This window comes from Microcoleus sp. BROC3 (assembly GCF_036702515.1).
Taxonomy (GTDB): domain Bacteria; phylum Cyanobacteriota; class Cyanobacteriia; order Cyanobacteriales; family Microcoleaceae; genus Microcoleus.
In genome coordinates this window covers 52,234-75,312 of the sequence record NZ_JAUBTQ010000038.1, presented here as the reverse complement: position 1 = coordinate 75,312, position 23,079 = coordinate 52,234, and the positions used below count along the sequence as shown (strand labels likewise).

The window sequence follows — 23,079 nt, the reverse complement described above, 5'->3', positions numbered from 1 at the left end:
ATATATTTTGCTGCACAATAGATTTTTTCTGCCTCAGTTTCTAGCTGAGCCAGCTTTTCTTAGTCTAAACTCCAGTAAAGTAGTTTTCGCTTTAAAAAGATATTGTCGCTCTCACTGTACGGGAGAAAAGTAATTGCCAATATTACTGACAGTATTGAAACTATATTAACTCTTTATTTCAACAAAAATACGGATGATAAATTGTCCGACCTTATCAAGATCGACGGCTTCAATTGGTGTGTTATCCAGCCGAACTAAATCAAGTTTGGCAAAATCTGATTCACAATGCTTTACAAGCGATCGACAATTGCCGAGTTTTAAAAGTAGAGGCGAGAGCATAAAATCAGAGCCTGCTCGTCAGTGGCAAAGGAATTCTCCGGGGATTTGATTTGGCTGCGAATATTTGAGCCGTTCTTTACCACAAAACCCGGCGGCGAAGGCAGCGGGTTGAGACTGGATATTGTTAAAAAAATCGTGGAAAAACCTTCGGGTAAAATAGAAGTAACATCAGTTCTCGGTCAAAGAAGCTTTATTGTGTCAATTTCGATCGCCGTTTAGCGCTATGGCACTAAAAACGCTACCGATCCGCGACTAAAAATCCAACTCTAGACCGGTGTCAAACCTCGATTGCGGTCAGCGTGCCGCGACTGTAAAATCTGAAATCTAAAATGGTATTAATAGCTGGTTCCGCCTGCATCTATCCCCTTGATTTGCCCATGTCAACAACAGTTTCTGATACCCACAGCTTGCTAGAACAGGCGATCGACCCCAAACTGCCTGTGCTGCCTCCAGACACACCCTTGAAAGTCGCAATCGCTGCGATGACTCAGGCGAGCGCCAGTTGCATTTTAATCGCGTTTGAGCAGCAACTACTCGGAATTTTTACAGAGCGCGATGTTGTGGAAATAACTGCTAGCGGTATTTCGCTAGCAGGGGTGGCAATTTCTGAGGTAATGACTCACAACCCGATCGCCCTGAACCTCGATACAGCGGGGAATATCTTCAAGGTATTGAGCATATTGCGATCGGCAAAAACCCGTCATTTGCCCCTCACAGACGAAGGTGGCAACTTGCTAGGCGCTATCACCTGCGAAAGTATCCGTCAAATCCTGAAACCGGGCGACTTGCTGAAAATGTGGCGCACCGAAGAAATTATGAGCGCAGAAGTAATAGTTACCTCAACCAGCGCCTCAGTTTTAGAAGTTGCAAAACAGATGACAGCCCAGCGCAAAAGCTGCACAGTCATTTGCACTGACAGCGACAACCAAAATCAGAAACCAGTCGGCATAATTACAGAACGCGACATTGTTAAATTCCAAGCTTCTGGACTCGATTTCGCCGGCACTCCTGTCACCGCCGCGATGAGTTTTCCTCTGATACCGTTGCACGTAAAAGCCACATTGTGGCAGGCTCACCAATTAATGCAGCAGCACCGCATCCGGCGCTTGGTGGTGGTGGATGAGGAAGGATATTTAGCCGGTATTGTGACCGAAATTACCCTGCTGCAGGCCTTAGATCCAGTAGAAATGCACGCGAATGTCGAGATTTTGCAGGAAACAGTTGCCGAAAAAATTCAGGAGTTAAAACAAATGAACGAACACTTGCAAAAAGAAGCGTTTCGGAGAACAGAAGTAGAGGAAAAGTTGCGGATTTTAAATGAAAGTTTAGAAGAAGAAATTAAACAGCGAACTTTAGAATTAATTAATGCTAACAGTCAGTTAAAAAAGGAAATACAAGACCGCGCCACCGCTGAAGCTGAAGTCCGTCGCCTCAACACCGAACTCGAACAGCGAGTTTTAGACCGCACGGTTCAACTAGAAGCCAGTAACGAAGAATTGCAGCAAGAAATTAGCGATCGCAAATTGATAGAAGAAAAATTGCACTTTTCTGAAAGCAAAGTCCGCGCAGTTTTTGAAGCGATGACAGACATCGTTCTCGTACTAGATATTCATGGCCATATAGAAGTTTTACCGACGAACGTGGCAGCATTTTCCGAGCCGGATTGCGATATAGTCAGCTTGACCATTGAACATTTTTTTGACGACGACAACCCGGATGATTGGTGGGTGTTAGTTCAGCAAGTGTTAGAGACGCAACAAACTCTCAATTTCGACTACAGATTAACAGTTAGCGGTCGCGAAATTTGGTTTTCCGCCTGCATTTCTTTGTTCTCAAAAGATGCAGTAATTTGGGTAGCTCGCAACATCAGCGCCCGAAAACTAGCAGAGTCAGCGCTGTCCCAAAAAAATGCAGAATTAGCTCATACCCTGCAAGAACTGAAACGCACTCAAAAAGAACTGATTCAGTCAGAAAAAATGGCAGCCCTCGGACAGTTAATTGCCGGAGTTGCTCACGAAATCAATTCTCCTTTAGGGGCGATTCGCTCCTCGGTGCAGAACATCGCCGACTTCTGGGCAGAACAATTGCAGCAGTTGCCGATATTTTTCCAACAACTATCCCCGGAACGGCGGCAGGATTTCTTTGCTTTGTTGCACAAGTCAAACCAAGAAACAGACAGCTTATCTAGTAAAGAAAAACGTCAGTTAAAAAAACTTTTGCAGCGTCAATTAGAATCAGAACAAATTGACGATGCAGACAGCCTTGCCTGTACCTTATTAGATATTGGCATTGGCAATAATGTACAAGCTTTTTTACCTTTGTTGAAAGACCGCAAAAATCGAAATGTTTTACAAATTGCCTACCAATTTTCGACGGTACAAAAAAGCACTAAAAATATTGCTAATGCGACAGATAGGGCAGCCAAAATCGTCTTTGCTTTGAAAAGCTACTCTCGTTACGACCAGTCGGGTTCCAAGACTAGCGCTAATATTACTGACGGCATTGATACTGTTTTAACGCTTTACCACTACCAAATCAAACACGGTGTGGAAGTAGTCAGAAACTATGGTACTGATTTGCCCTCTGTGCTATGCTATCCTGATGAACTAAATCAAGTTTGGACAAATTTGCTTCACAATGCTTTACAAGCGATGGGCAACAAAGGAGTGTTAAAAATTGATGCCAAACACCAAGCGAACGCAATATCAGTCAGTATTACCGACAGTGGCCCCGGCATTCCCCCAGAGATTATGCCGAGAATTTTTGAGCCATTTTTCACAACTAAACCTCCCGGAGAAGGCAGCGGTTTGGGATTAGATATAGTTCATAAAATTGTTGAAAAACACCAAGGTGAACTGCAAGTAGAAAGCGTGCCCGGTAAAACCAAATTCACTGTATCTTTGCCCATCGAAATCCCTAACGGCCCTTAAAAAAATGAGGAAAAACGTCCGAAATTTAAAAATTTAAAAACAGTAAAATTTTATGCCAAAACCAGTAATTTTGTGCGTTGACGATGAAGTTGTGGTCTTAAATAGTTTAAAAATTCAACTTAAAAAAGAATTTGGGGATGCTTACCTGTATGAAGTAGCAGAAAATGCCGATGAAGCTATGGAAATTATCGAGGAAATTCAAGAAGAAGATGAAAGTGATATTTTGGTCATAGTATCTGACTGGTTAATGCCAGGTATTAAAGGAGATGAATTTTTGATTCTAGTTCACCAAAAATATCCCAAGATTGTGAAAGTCATGCTGACCGGGCAAGCCGACGAAGTAGCAATAGCACGGGTGAAAGAGCAAGCAAACTTGCACCGCTGTTTGTACAAGCCGTGGGAGCGCAAAGAATTAGTAGAAACTATAAAAAGTGGTTTGGCAAAAATATGAACAATAAACCTGTGATTATTTGCGTTGATGACGAACCGATAATTCTTGAAAGTTTGAAAATTGAGTTAAAAAAAGCCCTGGGAGAAGAACACTTATTAGAAACCGCTGAAGGGGGCGAAGATGCTTTAGAGTTAATGGAGGAATTACTGGCAGAGGGCTGCGAAATTGTGGCAGTGATTTGTGACTATCTGATGCCCAATATCAAAGGGGACGAATTGCTGAAGCAGATTCACATAATTTTGCCAAAAACTATTAAAATTATGCTAACGGGGCAAGCAGACCTCGAAGCAGTCGCGAATACTATTAAATATGCTAAATTGTACCGATACATATCGAAGCCTTGGCAGTCAGAAGATTTGAAGTTGACGGTAAAAGAAGCGGTTAACAGCTATTTTATGGAGAAGCAATTAACGGAACAAAATGTTCAACTCCAAAAGCTGAATCAAGAATTGGAAACTTTAGTCGAGGAGCGGACTGCACAACTACGCTTGTCTGAGGAAAAGTTTGCTAAAGCTTTTCGTTCTTCTCCAAACCCCATTAGTATTACCAGACTTAAAGACAGTCGTTATTTAGAAATTAATGAGGCATTTTGCCAGACAATCGGTTATTCGGCTGCAGAAATTCTCGATCGCACGGCGCTTGAATTGAATCTTTGGGAAAGTATACAAGCCCGCGCCGAGCTGTTTAAAATGTTAGAACACAAAAAAATTGTTCGTAACTACGAATTTGATTTGCGCACTAAAAGTGGGGCGATCAGAACTGGGCTGCTGTCAGCAGAAATCATTGACATTCATGGCGAAACCTGCGTGATTTCTGTGATTCAAGATATTAGCGATCGCAAATTAGCCGAAGAAAAACTCCGAGCTCTAGCAGCTTCTTTAGCAGCAGCGCAAAGAATCGCCCGGGTCGGCAATTGGGAATACGATTTCTCTGCCAACACAAGTACTTGGTCGGAAGAATTATCTCGGATTTTCGGTCTCGATTCAAACCAGGCTGCGCCCACACTAACTGAGTTTCCGCAATACGTGCATCCGGACGATCGACAAAAGTGGCAAACAACGCTCGACGCTGCTATTGCTAGCGGGAAATCCTACAGTTTGGAATATCGAATCCTGCGACCGGAAGTGAAAATTGCTGCGGATAATTGCCCGTTACAAACAAGTGAATGCGGTTTCATCCGCTACATCGAAGCCAGAGGAGAAGCAGTTGTCAACCAACAAGGGCAAGTGACAAAACTCTTCACAACTTTGATCGACATTACCCCGCGCAAGCTGGCAGAAATAGCCCTAGCAGAGAGCGAAGAAAAATACCGCCATTTAGTTGAAACTTCTCAAGATATTATCTGGTCTTGCGATGCTGAAGGACACATTACTTTTGTGAACCAAGCAGTAAAACAAATCTACGGTTACGACCCTGAAGAAATGATCGGCTGTTCTTTTAGCGATTTTTTAGCGCCAGCACAAATAGACCGGAACTGGGAAATTCAGCACCGCTTGCTGAGGGGAGATGCTGTGTTTCAGTACGAAAGTATCGTCTTAGGAAAAGACGGCAGACCGATTGATGTAAATACGAAGGCGATCGCGCGCTTGGACGCTGAAGGAAACATCATCGGCACAACAGGCACAGCTAGCGATATTACCGAGCGCAAACAAGCAGAAATAGCCCTAAAAAAAGCCAAAGAAGAAGCCGACAGAGCCAACCGGGCGAAAAGTGAATTCCTCTCGAATATGAGCCACGAATTGCGAACTCCCCTCAATGCAATTCTCGGTTTCAGCCAACTCCTGACCCGTGACCCTGCTCTGGGTGTAGACCAACAGCAATACTTAGGAATTATTAGCCGTAGCGGGGAACATTTGCTCGATCTGATCAACAATATTCTGCAAATGTCAAAAATTGAGGTGGGGCTGGTGACACTTAATAAAAACACCTTCGACTTGCACAAAATGCTAAAAAATATTGAATATATGCTGAAGCTGCAAGCAGAACAAAAAGGGTTGCAGTTAATTTTTGATTCCACACCAGACCTACCTCAATATGTAGAAACAGACGAAAGCAAGTTGCGCCAAATATTAATTAATGTACTGGCAAATGCTATTAAATTTACTGCCGAAGGCGGTGTTAATTTAAGAATTAAACACGAGCTGTTGAAAAAGAAAGATCGCGGAGAGATTCAGCTAAGTGACAATTGCTGTTTGCTATTTGAAGTGGAAGATACGGGTTCGGGAATTTCTGCGGAAGAAATGGAAAATTTGTTTAAACCTTTTGCGCAAACAGAAAGCGGAAAAAAAGCTCAAGAAGGAACTGGTTTAGGCTTGCCAATTAGCAAACAGTTCGTCGAATTAATGGGAGGAAAAATAACGGTGACAAGCAGTGTCGGTCGGGGCAGCATTTTTAGATTTGATGTTAATGTTTCGCTCCCTAATGCAGTAGAAATTCAGGTGGCTCAAACAGCTCGCCGCGTTGTGGGTCTCGAACCCGGACAGCCGGAATACCGGATTTTAGCTGTTGACGATCGCCTGGAAAGTCGCTTGCTGTTAGTCAGAATACTGAAATCCCTCGGCTTTGCTGTGCAGGACGCTGAAAATGGTGTTAAAGCTTTGGAAATGTGGTCGAGTTGGGAACCTCATTTGATTTGGATGGATATGCGGATGCCGGTGATGGACGGTTACGAGGCTACTAAACGGATTAAAGCGCATTTGAAAGGTCAAGCAACGGTGATTATTGCCCTGACGGCAAGTGCTTTTGACGAGGAGCGATCGGTGATTTTGTCTGCTGGTTGCGATGATTTTGTAGCGAAGCCTTTTCGAGAGCAAGTGATTCTGGAAAAGATGGCTAAGTATCTGGGAGTTCGCTATGTTTACGATCGAGAAACTTCGCTAAGTTCTGATGCTGTGGCGTCCGGCGAGGTTTTCAGGGCAACTCAAACGGCTGATTTGGCTTTTACGCTCAACGCTTCATTTTTTGAAGCTATGCCTGCGGAATGGGTTGATGAATTGTATTCTGCGGCGGATGCGGTTGATAACGAGCGGATTTTTCGGCTGCTGTTGTCGATTCCTCCTATTAATGCTAGTTTCCGCAGCGCGCTCGCCGATTTGGCGAATAACTTCCGGTGCGATCGGATTATTGATTTGATTGAGGAATTTAGAAATTTTTGAAGGAAGAAGGAAGAAGCAAGAGGGGGGGAGGAAGAGGATCGAGGGGCGGGTTCGGGATGATTGAGGATTTAGATCGATCGACTATTTGTAAACTCCCCCGGGAGCGATCGGCTAATTTACCTGTAGCCAAACTCCCAACCTTGCTAATCATCAGTCTTTCCCTATTCTAAAATCTAAAATCTCAAATGGTATAAGTTATGTAAATCTAAAATTAGTTGATTGACGAAGGAGTGATACAATCAGAAGTTAACTGGTTTTCATAATCTCAGCAATTCTCAATTTTACAAAAAATAGCGCTCGATGACCAGCAATCAAACAGAAAATAATAAAGGCAACATATTAATTGTTGACGACACTCCCGAAAATTTGCAAGTTTTATCAGCAACGCTGTCCGATCGAGGCTACAAAGTCCGGGGCGTAATTAACGGCAAAATGGCAATCAGAGCCGCGCGCTCTGGTTCTCCCGATTTGATTTTGCTCGACATCAAAATGCCGGAAATGGACGGCTATGAAGTCTGCACGCAGCTCAAAAGAGATCCAAAAACATCCGAAATTCCAGTTATTTTTATCAGCGCTTTAGATGAAGTATTGGACAAAGTAACCGCCTTTAAAGTGGGAGGTGTGGACTATATCACAAAACCGTTTCATGTAGCAGAAGTTTTAGCCAGAATCGAACACCAACTGACTATCCAAAGACTGAAAAAACAATTGCTCGATCGCAATACAGAACTCCAACAAGAAATAATAGAACGCAAAAAAGCCGAAGAAGTCGCCGCCGCTGCATCCCTTGCAAAAAGTCAATTCGTTGCCAACATGAGCCACGAATTGCGAACTCCCCTGAACGCTATCTTGGGTTTTACCGAAGTCATGAGCCGCGACTATTTACTCAGCCACGAAAATCTCCAAAATCTCCGAATTATTAACCGCAGCGGTCAACATTTGCTTGAACTAATTAACGATGTTTTAGACTTGTCAAAAATAGAAGCAGGGATAATTAGCTTAGATGAACGCAGCTTTGACCTTTATCAACTCCTCGACACTCTCGAAGAAATGTTTCAGATCAAAGCTGAAACCCAAAAATTGCAACTGAGATTTTCCGTGCAGGCGAATGTTCCCCAATATATAAAAACTGATGAAAAAAAGCTACGCATCTGCTTAATTAACCTGCTGGGAAATGCCATAAAGTTTACTCTCGACGGCGGCAGCATTTGGCTGCGCGTGAGCGTGGGCTGCCAGCAGCAGGAACCCGCAGAATTAGAGATTTATCCTAACTCTACCTCTGCCGAGGAATGTTTAATTTTGTTTGAAGTTGAAGACACAGGAGTTGGCATAGCAGCACCAGAAATTGATACTTTATTTGATGCTTTCGTGCAAACAGAAGCGGGTAAAAAAGTGGCGGAGGGTACGGGATTGGGTTTGACAATTACTAAAAAATATGTACAGATAATGGGCGGGGATATTGGGGTAAAAAGTGTTTTAGGTAAGGGAAGCAGTTTTAAATTTAATATCAGAGTATGTCCCGCTATTTCGTCTGAAATAACAGTCGCGACACTGCAGCGGGCGATCGGACTAGAAGCAAACCAACCAATTTATCGGATTTTAGTAGTTGACGACAATCAAGAAAATCGGCTGCTGCTGGTGAAAATGTTGCAACCAATTGGTTTTGAAGTCCAAGAAGCGGAAAACGGCCGCCAAGCTGTTGAACAGTGGGAAAGTTGGCAGCCTCATTTAATTTGGCTGGATACGCGAATGCCACTAATGGACGCTTTTGAAGTTGTCAGACAAATTAGAGCTAAAGAGAAACAAACTCAGCCACGAACTGTAATTATTGCTCTGACTGCTAGCACTTTTGAGGAAACAAAAGCCGAAATTATCGCCGCAGGTTGCGACGATTTTGTGCGGAAACCTTTTCAAGAACTAATCCTCTTTGATAAGATGGCTTGCTACTTGGGAGTGCGCTATATTTATCAAGAGTTCCCCCCACAGGGAGCGGGGGCTTTACGGCGTTATTTTGTTAGCGAAAAACCAGATTCATTTTTCCGGCGGCTGCTCGCCGAGATGCCTCACAATTGGGTGCAGGAACTCTACGACGCAGTTAGTGATGTTAATGAAGAGCTGGCGATTCAAATTGTCGATCGCATCTGGGAAAGTCATCCAACTTTAGCTGATGCTTTAAAAGATTTGCTTGCTGATTACCGACTCGACAAGATAATGGATTTAACTCAAGCGAGTTTAAAATAAATGGATAATAGCGCAATTAAAGTATTGGTGGTTGATGACCAACCGAGGAATCTGCGGTTCTTATCCAAACTGCTAACAGCCCAGGGGTATCAAGTTTACCGAGCTATTTGCGGTCAACTGGCGTTGAAGGCTGCGATTACCCATTGCCCCGATTTAATTTTGCTCGACATTAGAATGCCGGAAATGAACGGTTATGAAGTTTGTCTGAGGCTGAAATCGACAGCGGAAACTGAACAAATTCCAGTGATTTTTTTAAGCGTCTTAGATGACATTAACGATAAATTACAAGCTTTTCGAGTTGGCGGTGCCGACTATATTGCTAAACCATTTCAAGTAGAAGAAGTTTTAGCGCGCATCGACAAGCAAGTCGGCTTGCAAAAACTGCAACAGCAACTAAAAGAGCAAAACGCTCAACTGCAACAGTCGCAGTCGCTGCTTGCTAGCATATTAAATAGTTCCTTAGACGGTGTGGTGGCTTATTCTGCCGTCCGCAACAGCCAGGGAAATATTGTGAATTTTCAGTGGCTGTTGATCAACCCTGCCGCCGAAAAAATTTCGGGTCTGCCATTAAAAGAGATAGTTGGTAAGAATTTATTGGCTGAAATTTCCGAACTTCGCAAAAACGGGTTATTTGATTTGTATGTTTCTGTAGTAGAAACAGGAGCGACTGTAGACCAAGAATTTTATTACGAACACGATCGAGATACAAGTGCTTGGCTGCACATTGTTGCGGTAAAATTAAACGATGGTGTGGCAGTAACATTTCGCAACATCACCGATCGCAAACTAGCAGAAATTGCCCTGCGAGAAAGCGAAGAACGCTTCCGCGCTATATTCGAGCAAGCGGCAGTCGGCATAGCTAAAACCGGGCTTGGCGGTCAATTTATGCGTGTAAATCCCGGCTTTTGCCAAATAGTCCGCTATGCAGAATCGGAATTGTTACAGCAAAATTTCCAGGCAATTACTCAGCCGGATGACATCGAAGCTGACAGAGAAAACCTGCGCTTGCTGTTATCGGGGGAGATTCAAACTTTTTCTAGGGAAAAACGTTTGATCTGCAAAGATGGGGAAGTGCGATGGGCAAATGTTACTGTTTCGGCAATGCGCGATGCCGAGGGGACGCCGCAGTATTTGATTTGTGCGATCCAGGATATTTCCGAACGCAAGCTGGTACAAGAACTGCTGCAAGGGAGTTTGGACACTCAAACCCGTTACGCTCAAGAATTAACTCGTTCTAATGCCGAACTAGAACAGTTTGCCTACGTGGCTTCTCACGATTTGCAAGCGCCTTTGCTCACGATTTCCGGCTACGCTCAAATATTAGAAAAACGCTATCACAACCAACTTGATGCCCAAGGGAATAAATTTATCCGCAATATTGTTAATTCTTGCGGGCGGATGCAGGCGCTGATTGATGACTTGCTGGAGTATTCGCGGGTCGGTCGCAGTCAGAAACCTTTTGAGCTGATAGATTGCAATCGGGTTTTTGAGGATGCTTGTGCTAATTTGCAGTTGGCCATCCGGGAAAATCAAGCTTCTGTTACTAGGGGCGATTTGCCAGGGGTAAGAGGTGATAGTTTTCAACTGCTGCAACTGTTTCAAAATTTAATTGGCAATGCCATTAAGTACCGCAGCAGCGATGCGCCGGTGGTGCAGGTGGGCGCTTCGCATCAGGGGGATAACTGGGTGTTTACAGTGCACGACAACGGTATTGGCATTGCCGAACAGTATCATCCGCGAATTTTTCAGATTTTTCAGCGCTTGCACACCCAAAAAGAGTATTCCGGAACCGGTATCGGTTTAGCGATTTGTCAAAAAATTGTCGAGAGGCACGGCGGTCGGCTTTGGGTAGAATCACAACCCCATCGAGGCTCGACTTTTTATTTTTCTATTCCTGGATAAAAGTGAAGTCAGCATTCCGCCTTGAGAAGTCAGCAGTCATTTATACCATTTGAGATTAAAGAATTGAAGAACTGGGAATGATTGATGACTACTAGGGTTTGAAGCTTGCCTAAAGTTGCATTCTTTTTTGAAACTGGTTTTACTTAAGCTTTAAATAGCTTTATCTTTTCTTTACACAACGGTGCAGAAACTGTAGCATATTCACTGATGACATACACCTAAAAATCTATCACTATAAATCTATTAGCTCGATCCTTATACAACTTAACAATCAGCGGTGCCCGTAAGACTTGTCAGTTTTTTTCAACTTTATCCAGAGCATCTTGCTTTGGGATTCAGTAGTTTCCCTAGTAGTTCGCGGACAATAATTTGTGATGTCTTTGCAGTTTGCAGGTTCTCAGACAGACTGCTCAGTGAAACAAGCATTAGCGCCAAACTTTGGCGAATCAAGCAAAACTGGAAATTGCTGCAACACAAATTCATTGTTCTCAGCCATATTTGCCGGGTGATGGCAACAGATGCTTTGCAGGCGCTCAGACACCGATCCAAGTCCCGCCACCTCACAAAATCTGTTGGTAGTGAGGCAAAGCCGTGAATTATCAAAAGAAAAATTTTACTCTTTTAATAGCCAACGATGATGAGGACACGCGCTTTTTGGTGAAGGAAGCAATGCGAGAAGTTCGATTAGCAATTAGGAGCGAATTTGTGGAAAATGGAGAACAAGTGCTAGACTATTTGTACCGTCGCGGTCAATATACTGGTAGCAGAAATTGGCATCGGCCCGACTTGATACTTTTGGATCTAAATATGCCACGGCTTGACGGGCGAGAAGCACTAATTTCGATCAGATCTGACCCCGACTTACAACAAATTCCGGTTGTGATTTTAACAACTTCGCACCGCAGCGGAGATATATTGCTTTGCTACCGCTTGGGTGCTAATTCTTTCATATCCAAACCAGTCACTTTTGAAGGATTGGTTGAAGTAATGAAGACTTTATGTCAGTATTGGTTTGAAATAGTTTCGCTCCCGCCGGAGCAGTAAGGTTTAATTCAGGGCTAGATCGATAGTTTGAGTGTAGAGCGAATTTGATAAACCGACATATTGGCCCGATCGCAAGTATCGCTCTCAAAACTAAAAAGTTTCCTTCAACCCGATCCGAACGCTATAGTTGTGTTAACACGTAACCAATTTCTGAATATTTTGTTGGTTGAGGATGACCTCGCAGATGCGACGCTGATCGAAGACCTTTTAGGCTCATTCAGTGAGTCTCTGTTTCGCCTCCGAACTGTTAAATCTGTGGAAATAGCCCTGGCGTTTCTGGAAACAGAAAAGTTTGACGCCGTACTATTAGATTTGTCACTCTCAGACAGCTTGGGGGGAAGCGAGGCGATCGCGGTTTTGAAAGCCCGATCGCCCACAGTGCCTGTGGTGGTGCTGACAGATATCAACGATGAACATACGGGGCTCTCGGTATTGCGATCGGGCGCTCAAGATTGTTTGGTAAAGGGAAAATTTCACAGAACTCTGCTGGTGCGGGCGATCCATTACGCGATCGAACGTCACCACATAGAAGAACAACTGCGGCAGCAAGCCCTCCGAGAGCGGCTGTTGGGCAAAATGATCGAAAAGATTCGATCCTCAATAGACACGGCAAGCATTCTCCAAAGTACCGTCGCAGAAGTGCGCCAATTTCTCAAAACAGACCGCGTTTTAATTTATCGCTGTCAGGATGGGGCGTCTCAATTCGACGGGGAAGAGCAAAAAGGCGCGATCGTCGCAAGTGACGGTTTGCCATTGGGTTATGTTGAAAACCAACATATTAGTGCTGCTTTGGCGGTGTCATGCTTTGTTTTGGTCGAATCCCAGTCGGTACAAGCAATAGCAGATGTCAGCGCTGCGGACTTGGCTGGCAGTTGCAAAGAATTGCTGGCAGATTGTGAAATGACAGCCGTTGTAAGCGTTCCAATTTGGCAATCTGGCGACTGGGAAACGGTAAACCAAAGATTAGAAAACACTGTTTGGGAAGAAGAAACAACAGAAGATGCAGCCGAAAATTATATCTGGCAGCCGGCGACCGGCAAACCGCAGGTGCAGGGTTCAAGTGCGCTGGATTCGATCGCAGAAAATGGCAATACTTTGTGGGGAATGCTGACAGCATACAATTGCAGCGGTGTCAGGGAATGGCAGCAGTGGGAAATAGATTTTTTACAGCACTTAGCAAATCAAGTGGCGATCGCGATCGCACAATCTCAACTTTACCGCCAGCTAGCAATAGCCAATCAAAAATTGCAGCAACTGGCAACTACAGACGGACTGACGGGCATTGCCAACCGCCGCCACTTCGATCGCGTTTTGATGTTAGAGTGGCGGCGATTGGCAAGAGAGGAACTGCCGCTGTCTTTAATGATCTTTGACATCGACTTTTTTAAACTTTACAACGAGTTTTACGGTCACCTCGGCGGCGACGATTGTTTGCGCCAAGTTGCCGCGGCGATCGCCAAAGCTGTCAAGCGGGCAGGGGATCTGGCTGCCCGCTACGGCGGCGAAGAATTTGCCGTAGTGCTGCCCAACACTAGCACCGAAGGGGCAACCGCTGTCGCCCAGAAAATTTGCGACGGTATCGCCAGCTTAAAACTGCCCCACGCGCGATCGTCGATCTGCCCCTACGTTACCCTCAGTTGCGGCATTGCTACGGCGATTCCTTCTGGCGGCGAATCTCGCGACACCCTAATTCGGAGCGCTGACAGCGCCCTTTATCAAGCCAAAACCGAAGGCAAAAATCGCATTTGTCACGCCAGCAGCAAATCGGAATCTTCCCCGCTTTTTATCTAAAATTTGAAAGTAATTGGTAATTTGTAATATCATGTCTGCGGTCACTACAAACGTTATAATAGTTATTTTACCAGACACGAGAGCAACTTATAACTCACAAGTTTTCTTCGGCTTGCAATTGGCGGATTGGTATTTCGATGACAAACTCCGTACCAATGCCTAATTCTGAATTGCACAGCAATTTTCCTTGATGTTTTTTAACGACAATTTCGTAACTAATAGCCAATCCCAATCCCGTTCCTTTGCCGACGGGTTTCGTGGTAAAAAACGGGTCGAACAAGCGCTGCTGCATGGACTCGGGAATGCCGGTACCGCTGTCGGCGATCGCAATTTTTACCCGTTCGCCCTCCACAACTTCCGTGCGAATCTTAATTGTAGGAACGGGCGAGCTATCCCCGGCAGGTTGGAAACTTCTTTCCCTTTCTTCTACAGCATCGATCGCATTAATCAACAAATTCATAAACACTTGGTTCAATTGACCAGAGTAACATTCAACTTGCGGTAAATTGCCGTACTCTTTAATTAGTGAAATAGCGGGTTTATTTCCTTGCGGCTTCAAACGGTGAGCAATAATCATCAAAGTGCTGTCAATTCCTTCGTGCAAATTCACAGCCTTAAAAGCTGCTTCGTCCAGACGCGAAAAAGTGCGCAAACACTTGACAATCTCCTGAATGCGATCGGCTCCAACTGCCATTGAATCCAGCAGGTTCGGCAAATCTTCTTGAATAAACTCTAGCTCAATTTCCTCAAGTTCTGCCTGAATTTCTGTCGTGGGTTCTGGGTACGCTGCGCGGTAAAGTTCGAGAAGCCTCAACAAATCATTTGTGTAACCTTTGGCATAGCTGATATTGCCAAAGATAAAGCTGACAGGATTGTTAATTTCGTGAGCAACTCCCGCAACTAATTGACCCAAAGAAGACATTTTTTCGCTTTGCACTAGCTGCGCTTGAGTATGGGTAAGCGCGTGATAAGCTATTTCTAATTGCGCTGCTTGTTCTCTGAGTTGCGCTTCCGATTCTCGCAGCGCCAATTCTGCTGCGGTTCGCTCCGTAACATCGACACCGATTCCCCAAAAATCCCACCCTGGAACGGAATAATCAGCAGAAACATTCGACCAAGCAATTGTTTTGACGCTGCCGTCAGCAGCCTGAATTTCTACTTCTAAATCTCGAAAGTTATGACCGAACTCTACAACTTTTCTAAAGATTTTTTGACGGTAGTTAACATCAGGCATGAGCAGTTGTATTGCTTGCTGGTTGCCGACAAGTTCTGCGGTGCTGTAACCCAGGACTCGTTCAGATTCTCGGTTCCAGACTATGATATTGCGCTCGGCATCAACAGCGCTCAGCATTACTGGCATATTTTCGAGAATTAGGCGCAGCTTTGCTTCGCTTTGTCTCAGAGCTTCTTCAACCCGCGCCCTCTCTGTAATGTCAATGGAAACAGCAATTAATCCTGCAACTTGTCCTTTTTCATCTAATATTGGTGTCGCGCGATTTTCATGAATGTGACCTTTGAATTCAGAAGACCAAATTCTTTCCTCGCCTGCTAAGATAAAGTTAATATTTTCAATAATTTCGGGATAATCTTTGTAGCATTCGTACACTGATAAGCCAACTACTTGTCCGGGCTTAAATCCTAAAGGTTCTAAGCCTTTTCCTTCAGAAAGCGTAAATATGCCGTAGCGGTCAATGCAGTATAAAACTATGGGTGCATTGTTGACAACGGCGCGGAGGCGTTTTTGGCTGACTTGCAGTTCCAATTCTGCTTGTTTGCGATCGGTAATATCGATCGCAGCTCCGAATAATTTTACGACTTCGCCTTGCTGGTTTTGCAAGACTTGCCCCCAACCGATCAGATATCTCATTTCTCCGTTGGAACGGTAAATGCGGTGGTCAACTTCGTAGGGTTGGCGGCACGCGATCGCTTGCTTTATAGTTTTTTGAAAGCGTTTTCTATCGTTGGGATGAAGTTTTTGCAAAAAATCTGCATAACTTGGTGTTGGCTCTTCTGGTTGTAAAGCAAAAATTCTTTTCAATTCATCCGACCAAGTAATCTCGCCAGTAATGAGGTCGAATTCCCAGTTACCGATATGAGCAATTCTTTGATTTTCTTCGAGTTTTCGCTGGTATTCTAATAGTTCGTCTGCGGCTTTTTTGCGCTCGGTAACTTCTTTGGAGTTGCCGATAATTCGATAGATTCTGCCTGCTTCGTCCCGCAGCGGAGTTAGGGTAACTAGCCACCAAGTATCTGCTCCTTGGAACTGCAAGCATTGTTCGGAAGTAACGGAATTTTGCGATCGCGCGCAACTGATATAAGTTTGCCGCAGCATGGTTCCGACTTTCTCGCCAAATACAGCTTCGGGAGTTTTGCCACACCACTCGCTATCGTCCCCGATGCCCAGAATTCGCTTGCCGAGAGGGTTCAAACCGGCATACCGAAATTCGCCGTCAGTGTCTGCATCGATCGCAAAAATTATTTGGTCAATACCGTCATAAATACTGCGCAAAAATTGTTCTTGAGATCGGAGTTGTTCTTGTACTTTTTTGCGATCGCTAATGTCTCGAATAGAACCGGCGAATCTCAGCGGCGTGCCACTATCGTGCCAAATTGCTTGTCCGCGAGCTGCTACCCAAATGTATTCGCCACTTTTTTTTTGCATCCGATATTCTATATCTTTGAAAGGGATTCTTTGTTCTAAGTGCGCGGATATTGCTGCAAATACCCGATCGATATCTTCTGGATGAGTTCGCGCTATCCAGCTACCTAAAACATTTTCAAACTCGCTGCTTTCATAACCGAGCAATTCTTTAAAGCGGGGCGACCAATACACCGGATTTTGCGGGTTAAACACGTCTTCCGAAACAATCGGCGCATCCCAAATGCCGTCAAAAGAGGCCCTGACTGCTAAGTCAAACCGATTTAAGTTCGCTTCTACAATTTTATGTGAGTGTTGCAGGGCGATTTCGGCTGTTTTGCGATCGCTGATATCTGTCGCCGTGCCGATAAATCCTTGAAATTCACCTGCTGGCGTCAATTTAGGAACTGCTGTTTCCTCGATCCACCGATACTCCCCGTCAGCTCTTTTTAGCCGATATTCTCGCTTAAATTTAGAGTTTAAATTCCAAGCATTCCGATACATTTGTTCCCAAGATTCTAAATCGTCAGGATGAATGTTTGCCGTCCAACCCTCAGCAGAAATTTGTTCTTCAGTCAGCCCAGTAAATTCTGTCCACTGGAAATTAAAGTAATTGCAACCGCTCTCTGCATCTGCAATCCACAGCATTACTGGGATGCGATCTGCCCAGTCGCGCCAGCAATTTTCGGTCGCACCGGAGAAAGTGGCGATCGGCGCTTGTTTGGGCTGTTGAGTTTCACTTGTAGAACGGGTCATAAATTTACAAATCGTAAGTTGACAGTTACTATTTTTATTGTTATTATACGTCGCAATTAACTATCAAAAAATCTCAGATTTCCCCAACTAATATATCAAGGTGAGATTGATTTGTGCAAGCGTCACATAAATCGCGCAGAATAAACGCAGCACCGCGCACATAAATAGACTCGTGCAAGCGCCACAAAACTTTTTCGCAATGGCTCAATATAGAGTGCGCGCTGATTACATTAAACGCCGATGAATTTTGATAAAAATCCCTGAATTTTCTCTGGGGGTTGTGGCGCACCCTAGGGGTCATAGATTGTTCTTAACTTTCTTGCCAATTATCAATTACCCATTACCGATTCTCAATTACCCCTTACCAAGTGCTAGTTTATATAGCAATCCTTGCAGGAGTCGTAATTTTTTTACCCCACCCCAACCCTCCCCGCGGGTTCGGGGAGGGAGTAAGAAATTTACAAATGATGCGAGGATTGCTCTAGCATAAAAAAATAATGGAACTGCCGGCCCGTACTCCAAACCATGATCATCATCAGTCATTCCGAATCGAAAATCGAAAACGGTGTTATCCCCCCAAATTTGAGTTCGTACCAGTTAAATTCGATCGCACTGGAATTTCAATCAAAAACTCCGCTCCCTCTCCGGGTGTCGAAATACAGCTCAATCGTCCGCCGTGTCGATCGACTATAATCGAGTGAGAAATCGACAGTCCCAAACCCGTCCCCTTGCCCACAGGTTTAGTGGTGAAAAACGGGTCAAACAGCCTCGATAGCACCGGCTCCGGTATCCCCCGCCCGTTGTCCGCAATAGATACCGTTACGAAGCCCGCAGCAGCCTGATAACTGCGAATAACTATCGTGCTGGGATGTCGGTCGCACTCCTCGATCGGACGCTGCTTGTCCCGTTCTTCCAAAGCATCGATCGCATTAATCAAAATATTCATAAATACCTGATTCAACTCGCCGGGAAAACATTCAATTTGCGGTAATAGTTGGTAATCTTTAATTATCTTAATCCCCGGATGGCTGCTGTGAGATTTTAACCGATTTTGCAAAATCATCAAAGTGCTATCAATTCCCTCGTGAATGTTGACCGATTTGCCAGCGGACTCGTCCAAGCGGGAAAAGTTGCGCAATGATTTCACTATCTCGACAATTCGCTCGGTTCCTACTTGCATCGAATTAAACAATTTCGGGAAATCCTCAGCAATATAATCCAAGTCTATTTCATTAATTTTATCCCAGACTTGGGCCGGAGGATGAGGGCAGTAATGCTGGTAAACTTTAATCAATTCCAGCAAATCTAAAGTGTAATTGCGAGCCGGACTGAGATTGCCGTGAATAAAGCTGACGGGGTTATTAATTTCGTGAGCGACACCAGCAACTAACTGACCCAAACTCACCATTTTTTCATTCTGAACAAGCTGAGCTTGAGTGGTTCTGAGTTTGTTAATAGCTGCTTCTAACTCTAGCGCTTTTGAACGTTCTCGGGCTTCCGATTCCTGCAAAGCTGACTCGGCTTGTTTGCGATCTGCAATTTCAATTTGTGCTTGCTCAAACAGCATCGATTGCTGGATCGCGATCGCCAACTGCACGCTAATTTGTTTGAGACACTCGACCTCAATTTCTAGCCAGCGACGGCGGCCCGCGCACTCGTGGGCAATCAATAGCCCCCACAACTTCTCGCCTTGCAAAATCGGCACTACCAAATTAGCTCGTACCTGAAATTGACTTAATAAATTAATGTAGCACTGGGAAAGACCGGCTTTGTAAATATCATCTACAGCTACAGTGCGACCCTGTTCGCAAGCAGAAGCATAGCTGTTTTCAAACCAGGAATCATTAATAGTTATTCCCCCAACAGACAGCCAATTTTGGCCCACCGACTCGACAGTTACAAAACCGCTCCAATCGGGATTAAATCGATAAATAATTGTCCTGTCTGTTTGCAAAAATTGCCGTACTTCAGCAACAGCTTTGGTCAAGATTTCTTTTAAATTGAGAGAAGAGCGAATACGTTCCAGCATCCCTACCACCAGACGTTCTCGCTTTAATTGCTGGCGCAAGATAGCCTCGGCAAGTTTGCGAGCGCTAATATCTTCAATCACAGCAATTACATAGTTCGGTTCCCCAAACGCATCCCGCACTAAAGATACAGTCATATTAGTCCAAACAAATGAACCGTCTTTGCGAACAAAGCGTTTCTCAATTGAATAATTCAAAATTTCCCCAGCTAACAGTCTGTCGCGCGACTCGACATCTGCTGCGACATCTTCCGGGTGAGAAATATCCCCAATATTTCGCGTTTTTAGTTCCAATTGTGAGTATCCGACAATATTGCAAAAGCCTTGATTTGCATTCAAAAATTGACCGTCGCGCCACACTTTAACAATGCCGATCGCCGCTTGTTCAAAGACAGCTCGAAATCGATGTTCGCTTTCTTGCAAAGCAATTTCTGCTTTTTTGCGATTGGTAATGTCCATTGCCGTGCCAAACAGCCGCACTACCTGACCAAGCTCATTTTTAACAGCTTGTCCTTTACCGTTAACGTGCCTGATTTCTCCTGATGGAAAATAGATGCGGTGGTCGATATCGTAAGCTGTCCCTTCAGTCACTACCTGTTGCACAACTTCTCTAAATCTTTCTTTGTCATCGGGATGAATTTGCTCAAAAAGTTCTTCCATTGTCGGCGGCCGATTCAATTTTCGACCGTAAACTCGAAACATTTCCTCAGACCAAGTAATAAATTCTGCCTCAATATCGAATTCCCAATTGCCGATGCGGGCAATTTTTTGTGCTTCTTGCAACTGTTCGGCAAGTAGTTGCAGAGATGCGATCAACTGAGTTTTTTCGGCTTCTGCTGCAACGCGGGCGCTGATATCTTTGTGAGTGCCTGTCATCCGCAACGGCCCACCCCATTCGTCGTACTCGACTACCTTGCCCATCGCCATAATCCACTGCCAATTTCCCGCTTTGTTGAGCAGCCGAAATTCAACTTCATAGATATCGGTGCTACCTTCCCAATAGGAATTTAAAGATTCCATTACCTTCGGTCGGTCTTCGGGATGCAGCAAACTTTCCAAACCTTGGATGTGATTTTCAATTTCAGTTTCTTCGTAACCTAGCATTGATTTCCAATGCGGGTCAAAATAAGTTTCGCCCGTAGCTATATTCCAATCCCACAGCCCCAAAGAGCTGCCTGAAACCGCCAACAGCAAACGCTCTTGACTGAGTTTTAATGCCGATTCGGCGCGTTTTAGTTCTGTGAGGTCGGCAATTATCGCCATCATTCCTATTGGTTGACTGGCGCTATCTTTAATGCAGTCAGCTCGCAATTGAGTTTCTTGAATTTCGCCATTTTTAGCCTTGAGTTCAATTTCAGTGCTCCAGGATAAACCTTTCCGCAGCAGCCTAAATAACTTTCTCAAATCTTGAGATTTGGCGTACATTACTGCTGGGCCGCCGGCATTATTTAGTTCATCAACTGTATAGCCGTAGCGCTGAATAAATGCTTGATTGTGATAAATTGAACAGCCGTCCAAATCTGCGATCGCGATCGCGTCGCTAGCGCTGTTTACAGCTTGAGTTACCAGGCACAGAGTCAGTTCGGCTTGTTTGCGATCGGTAATATCAAAAATCGCTCCGTCGAGCCACAGAACCAACCCTTCTAGATTGTAAGTCGGCCTGCCTCTTTCGGACATCCACCGCACCGCGCCGTCAGCGCGAACAATCCGGTATTCTAGATTGTACGGCTGTCTCGACTCTACCGCTGCGCTGACTTGTCGATCGACCATTTCCTTGTCTGCCTCGTGGACAATGCTCGCAAAACTCAAGCGGTTGTTGTAAATAAAATCCCCAGCAGCATAGCCGCTAATTGCCTCAATTTCATCGCTAATAAATACCATCGTCCAATCAGCATCGTACAAGCTGCGGCAGATAGCGCCCGGGATATTCTCAACTAGCGATCGAAATCTTGCTTCGCTTTCCCGCAAAGCTGCTTCGGTCTGTTTTAAATTAGTAATATCCAGCACCATACCTTCCCAAACTATATCCCCTTCCGGCCCTATTTCAGTAGGACAATCAACTCGTTCCGGTCTCGCAACCCCTTGCATCCACTTAAATTTTCCCGACGGCACAATCGCGCGCCATTCCTGCTGCCAGGGCTGCATATTTGCCGCAGAAACAGCCAGGGATTCTTCTATTTTTCGGCGGTCGTCTGGATGAATACAACTAAAAATAAGTTCGGGATTCTGCTGAATATTTTCTGGTTCCCATTCATATAAATCGCGACTGCCAGAAGAAATGTAAGGAAAAGATTTTTTACCGTCGGTTGAGAGCCGAAATTGATAAATAATTCCCGGCAAATTGGCAGCAAGTTGCCGCAGTCTAGCTTCGCTTTCTTTCAGGGCTAATTGTTTGCGCCTATCCAGAGTGATATCTCTAATTATACCCACGAGAATTTTACGGCCGCCGGTATTTTCAAAGACGGTTTTTTTTGTAGATAGAATGTGCTTTGCACCGCTGGCGTCCGTACATATTTCCTCGCTCTCGTTTTCTTCCCCCGTCCTAAACACTTGTCGGTCATTCTGCCAAAAAATTTCAGCTTCTTGTTTTGGGAAAAAGTCGTAATCCGATTTGCCCAGCAGTTCCTCGCGCTGCTTGCCGATCAGCTTGCAAAAAGCATCATTTAACAGTATCCAGCGGTGCTGTTCGTCCTTGACAAAAATTGGGTCGGCAACTGCATCGAGCGTAGAAGTCAAAAACTTTTTACTAGCTTCGAGTTCTGAGAGTGCTAAAATTTGATCTGTAATATCGTTGATAATTCCTGTCGTTCCCTGCACCGCGCCGTTCCAGGCCAACATCAAAAATGCTTGCACTTCCACCCAGCGAATTTCGCCATTTTTGGTAAGATATCGAATTTGATAGCAGCAGGATGTTTCTTGATGTTCTCTCCGACCTCTAAACGAATTTAAATATTGGTATTGATCCTCAGAATGAATGTAACTCAAACAAGAAGTTCCTAAGCTTTCATCAACGGTAAATCCGGTAATTTCCGTCCAAGCCGGGTTGAGAAAAGTCCAATTGCCAGCAGTATTTGTTTCAAAAACTACTTCTTTGATATTGTCAACAACCTGCTGGTATTTTTCTTGACTTTTTTGCCCTTCTGCTTGCTGTTTAGGGCGGGCGATCGCGCACCTGAGCGTCCGCAACAGCAGCCGGCTGTCTACTTGTCTTTTCACCAGATAATCTTGAGCACCGGCCGCAATTAACTCGACGGCCAGTTCTTCGTCCTCGGCGGCTGTCAGAATGACGATCGGAATATTTATTCCGCAATCTTGCAGCCGGAAAAGAGTATTAAATTTTGAGCTGTCAGGAAGTGAAAGGTCTAATAAAATTACATCAAAAATTTCGCCGCATAAAATTTCTCTCGCTTCCCGCAGGCAAACTACATTCGTCAACTCAATTGATTGTCCTAGTCGGCGCTCTGACAGCAGTTCTTGAATGAGTTCTGCATCTTCTGCACAGTCCTCTACTAAAAGAACTTTCAAGCAAGCAGGCGTTAAAGTTGACTCAAAAACAGATGTCATACCATTTTAGATTTTAGATTTTAGATTTTAGATTTGGAATGACTGATAACTATCGCGGTTTGGCTGTTGCGTAAAGTGGCATTTTTTTTACTGATATCCTTTTGCTATTTTTTAGTAATAAAAAAATCAGCAGCGGATGGAGTTACCTAGCTCATTATTGGGGAACTTAAAGCGCAGGCTTTAGGGTGGGCTGGGTACTTGCAGACCGCCCAGATTTATTTGTAGAATTGAGTTGTTCGCTG

The 23,079-nt window shown here is 44.5% G+C and carries 10 protein-coding genes; 8 read left to right on the top strand and 2 right to left on the bottom strand.

Annotation, left to right across the window (positions count from 1 at the left end):
• Positions 1-360 precede the first annotated feature (360 nt).
• The 8 genes from QUB30_RS22620 (at position 361) to QUB30_RS22585 (ending at position 13,853) form a co-directional block, all read left to right on the top strand.
• On the top strand, positions 361-558 hold the full coding sequence (locus QUB30_RS22620; protein WP_333337792.1) for an ATP-binding protein: 198 nt from the start codon (positions 361-363) through the stop codon (positions 556-558).
• Between the two features lie 110 nt (positions 559-668).
• Positions 669-3,269: a CBS domain-containing protein gene (locus tag QUB30_RS22615; protein ID WP_333337789.1), complete on the top strand. Its 2,601-nt coding sequence runs from the start codon at positions 669-671 to the stop codon at positions 3,267-3,269.
• A gap of 52 nt (positions 3,270-3,321) precedes the next feature.
• Complete coding sequence (locus tag QUB30_RS22610) at positions 3,322-3,720, top strand: response regulator (protein ID WP_333337786.1); 399 nt, start codon at positions 3,322-3,324, stop codon at positions 3,718-3,720.
• The gene (locus tag QUB30_RS22605; protein ID WP_333337783.1) at positions 3,717-6,875 is read left to right on the top strand and encodes a PAS domain S-box protein; all 3,159 of its coding nucleotides are present in this window, start codon (positions 3,717-3,719) and stop codon (positions 6,873-6,875) included. The genes QUB30_RS22610 and QUB30_RS22605 overlap by 4 nt, the downstream gene beginning before the upstream one ends.
• 300 nt (positions 6,876-7,175) lie before the next feature.
• A complete protein-coding gene (locus QUB30_RS22600; protein ID WP_333337780.1) occupies positions 7,176-9,116 on the top strand; it encodes a response regulator in 1,941 nt (646 codons plus the stop codon).
• Positions 9,117-11,018: a PAS domain S-box protein gene (locus QUB30_RS22595; protein WP_333337777.1), complete on the top strand. Its 1,902-nt coding sequence runs from the start codon at positions 9,117-9,119 to the stop codon at positions 11,016-11,018.
• Positions 11,019-11,609: 591 nt separating this feature from the next.
• Positions 11,610-12,062 carry a response regulator gene (locus QUB30_RS22590; RefSeq protein ID WP_333337774.1) on the top strand — a complete coding sequence of 151 codons (453 nt, stop codon included), beginning with the start codon at positions 11,610-11,612 and terminating at the stop codon, positions 12,060-12,062.
• Positions 12,063-12,191: 129 nt separating this feature from the next.
• Positions 12,192-13,853 carry a diguanylate cyclase domain-containing protein gene (locus QUB30_RS22585; protein ID WP_333337771.1) on the top strand — a complete coding sequence of 554 codons (1,662 nt, stop codon included), beginning with the start codon at positions 12,192-12,194 and terminating at the stop codon, positions 13,851-13,853.
• A 94-nt stretch (positions 13,854-13,947) separates the two neighbouring features.
• Here QUB30_RS22585 and QUB30_RS22580 read toward each other — a convergent pair whose 3' ends face one another.
• The gene (locus tag QUB30_RS22580; RefSeq protein WP_333337768.1) at positions 13,948-17,247 is read right to left on the bottom strand and encodes a PAS domain S-box protein; all 3,300 of its coding nucleotides are present in this window, start codon (positions 17,245-17,247) and stop codon (positions 13,948-13,950) included.
• Positions 17,248-17,815: 568 nt separating this feature from the next.
• Positions 17,816-22,837 carry a PAS domain S-box protein gene (locus QUB30_RS22575; RefSeq protein WP_333337765.1) on the bottom strand — a complete coding sequence of 1,674 codons (5,022 nt, stop codon included), beginning with the start codon at positions 22,835-22,837 and terminating at the stop codon, positions 17,816-17,818.
• Between the last annotated feature and the right edge of the window lie 242 nt (positions 22,838-23,079).

Bases quoted from the DNA above. Each gene is read 5' to 3' on its own strand.
- QUB30_RS22615 (WP_333337789.1), top strand. From the start codon at position 669: ATGGTATTAATAGCTGGTTCCGCCTGCATCTATCCCCTTGATTTGCCC.
- QUB30_RS22610 (WP_333337786.1), top strand. From the start codon at position 3,322: ATGCCAAAACCAGTAATTTTGTGCGTTGACGATGAAGTTGTGGTCTTA.
- QUB30_RS22605 (WP_333337783.1), top strand. From the start codon at position 3,717: ATGAACAATAAACCTGTGATTATTTGCGTTGATGACGAACCGATAATT.
- QUB30_RS22600 (WP_333337780.1), top strand. From the start codon at position 7,176: ATGACCAGCAATCAAACAGAAAATAATAAAGGCAACATATTAATTGTT.
- QUB30_RS22595 (WP_333337777.1), top strand. From the start codon at position 9,117: ATGGATAATAGCGCAATTAAAGTATTGGTGGTTGATGACCAACCGAGG.
- QUB30_RS22580 (WP_333337768.1), bottom strand. From the start codon at position 17,247: ATGACCCGTTCTACAAGTGAAACTCAACAGCCCAAACAAGCGCCGATC.
- QUB30_RS22575 (WP_333337765.1), bottom strand. From the start codon at position 22,837: ATGACATCTGTTTTTGAGTCAACTTTAACGCCTGCTTGCTTGAAAGTT.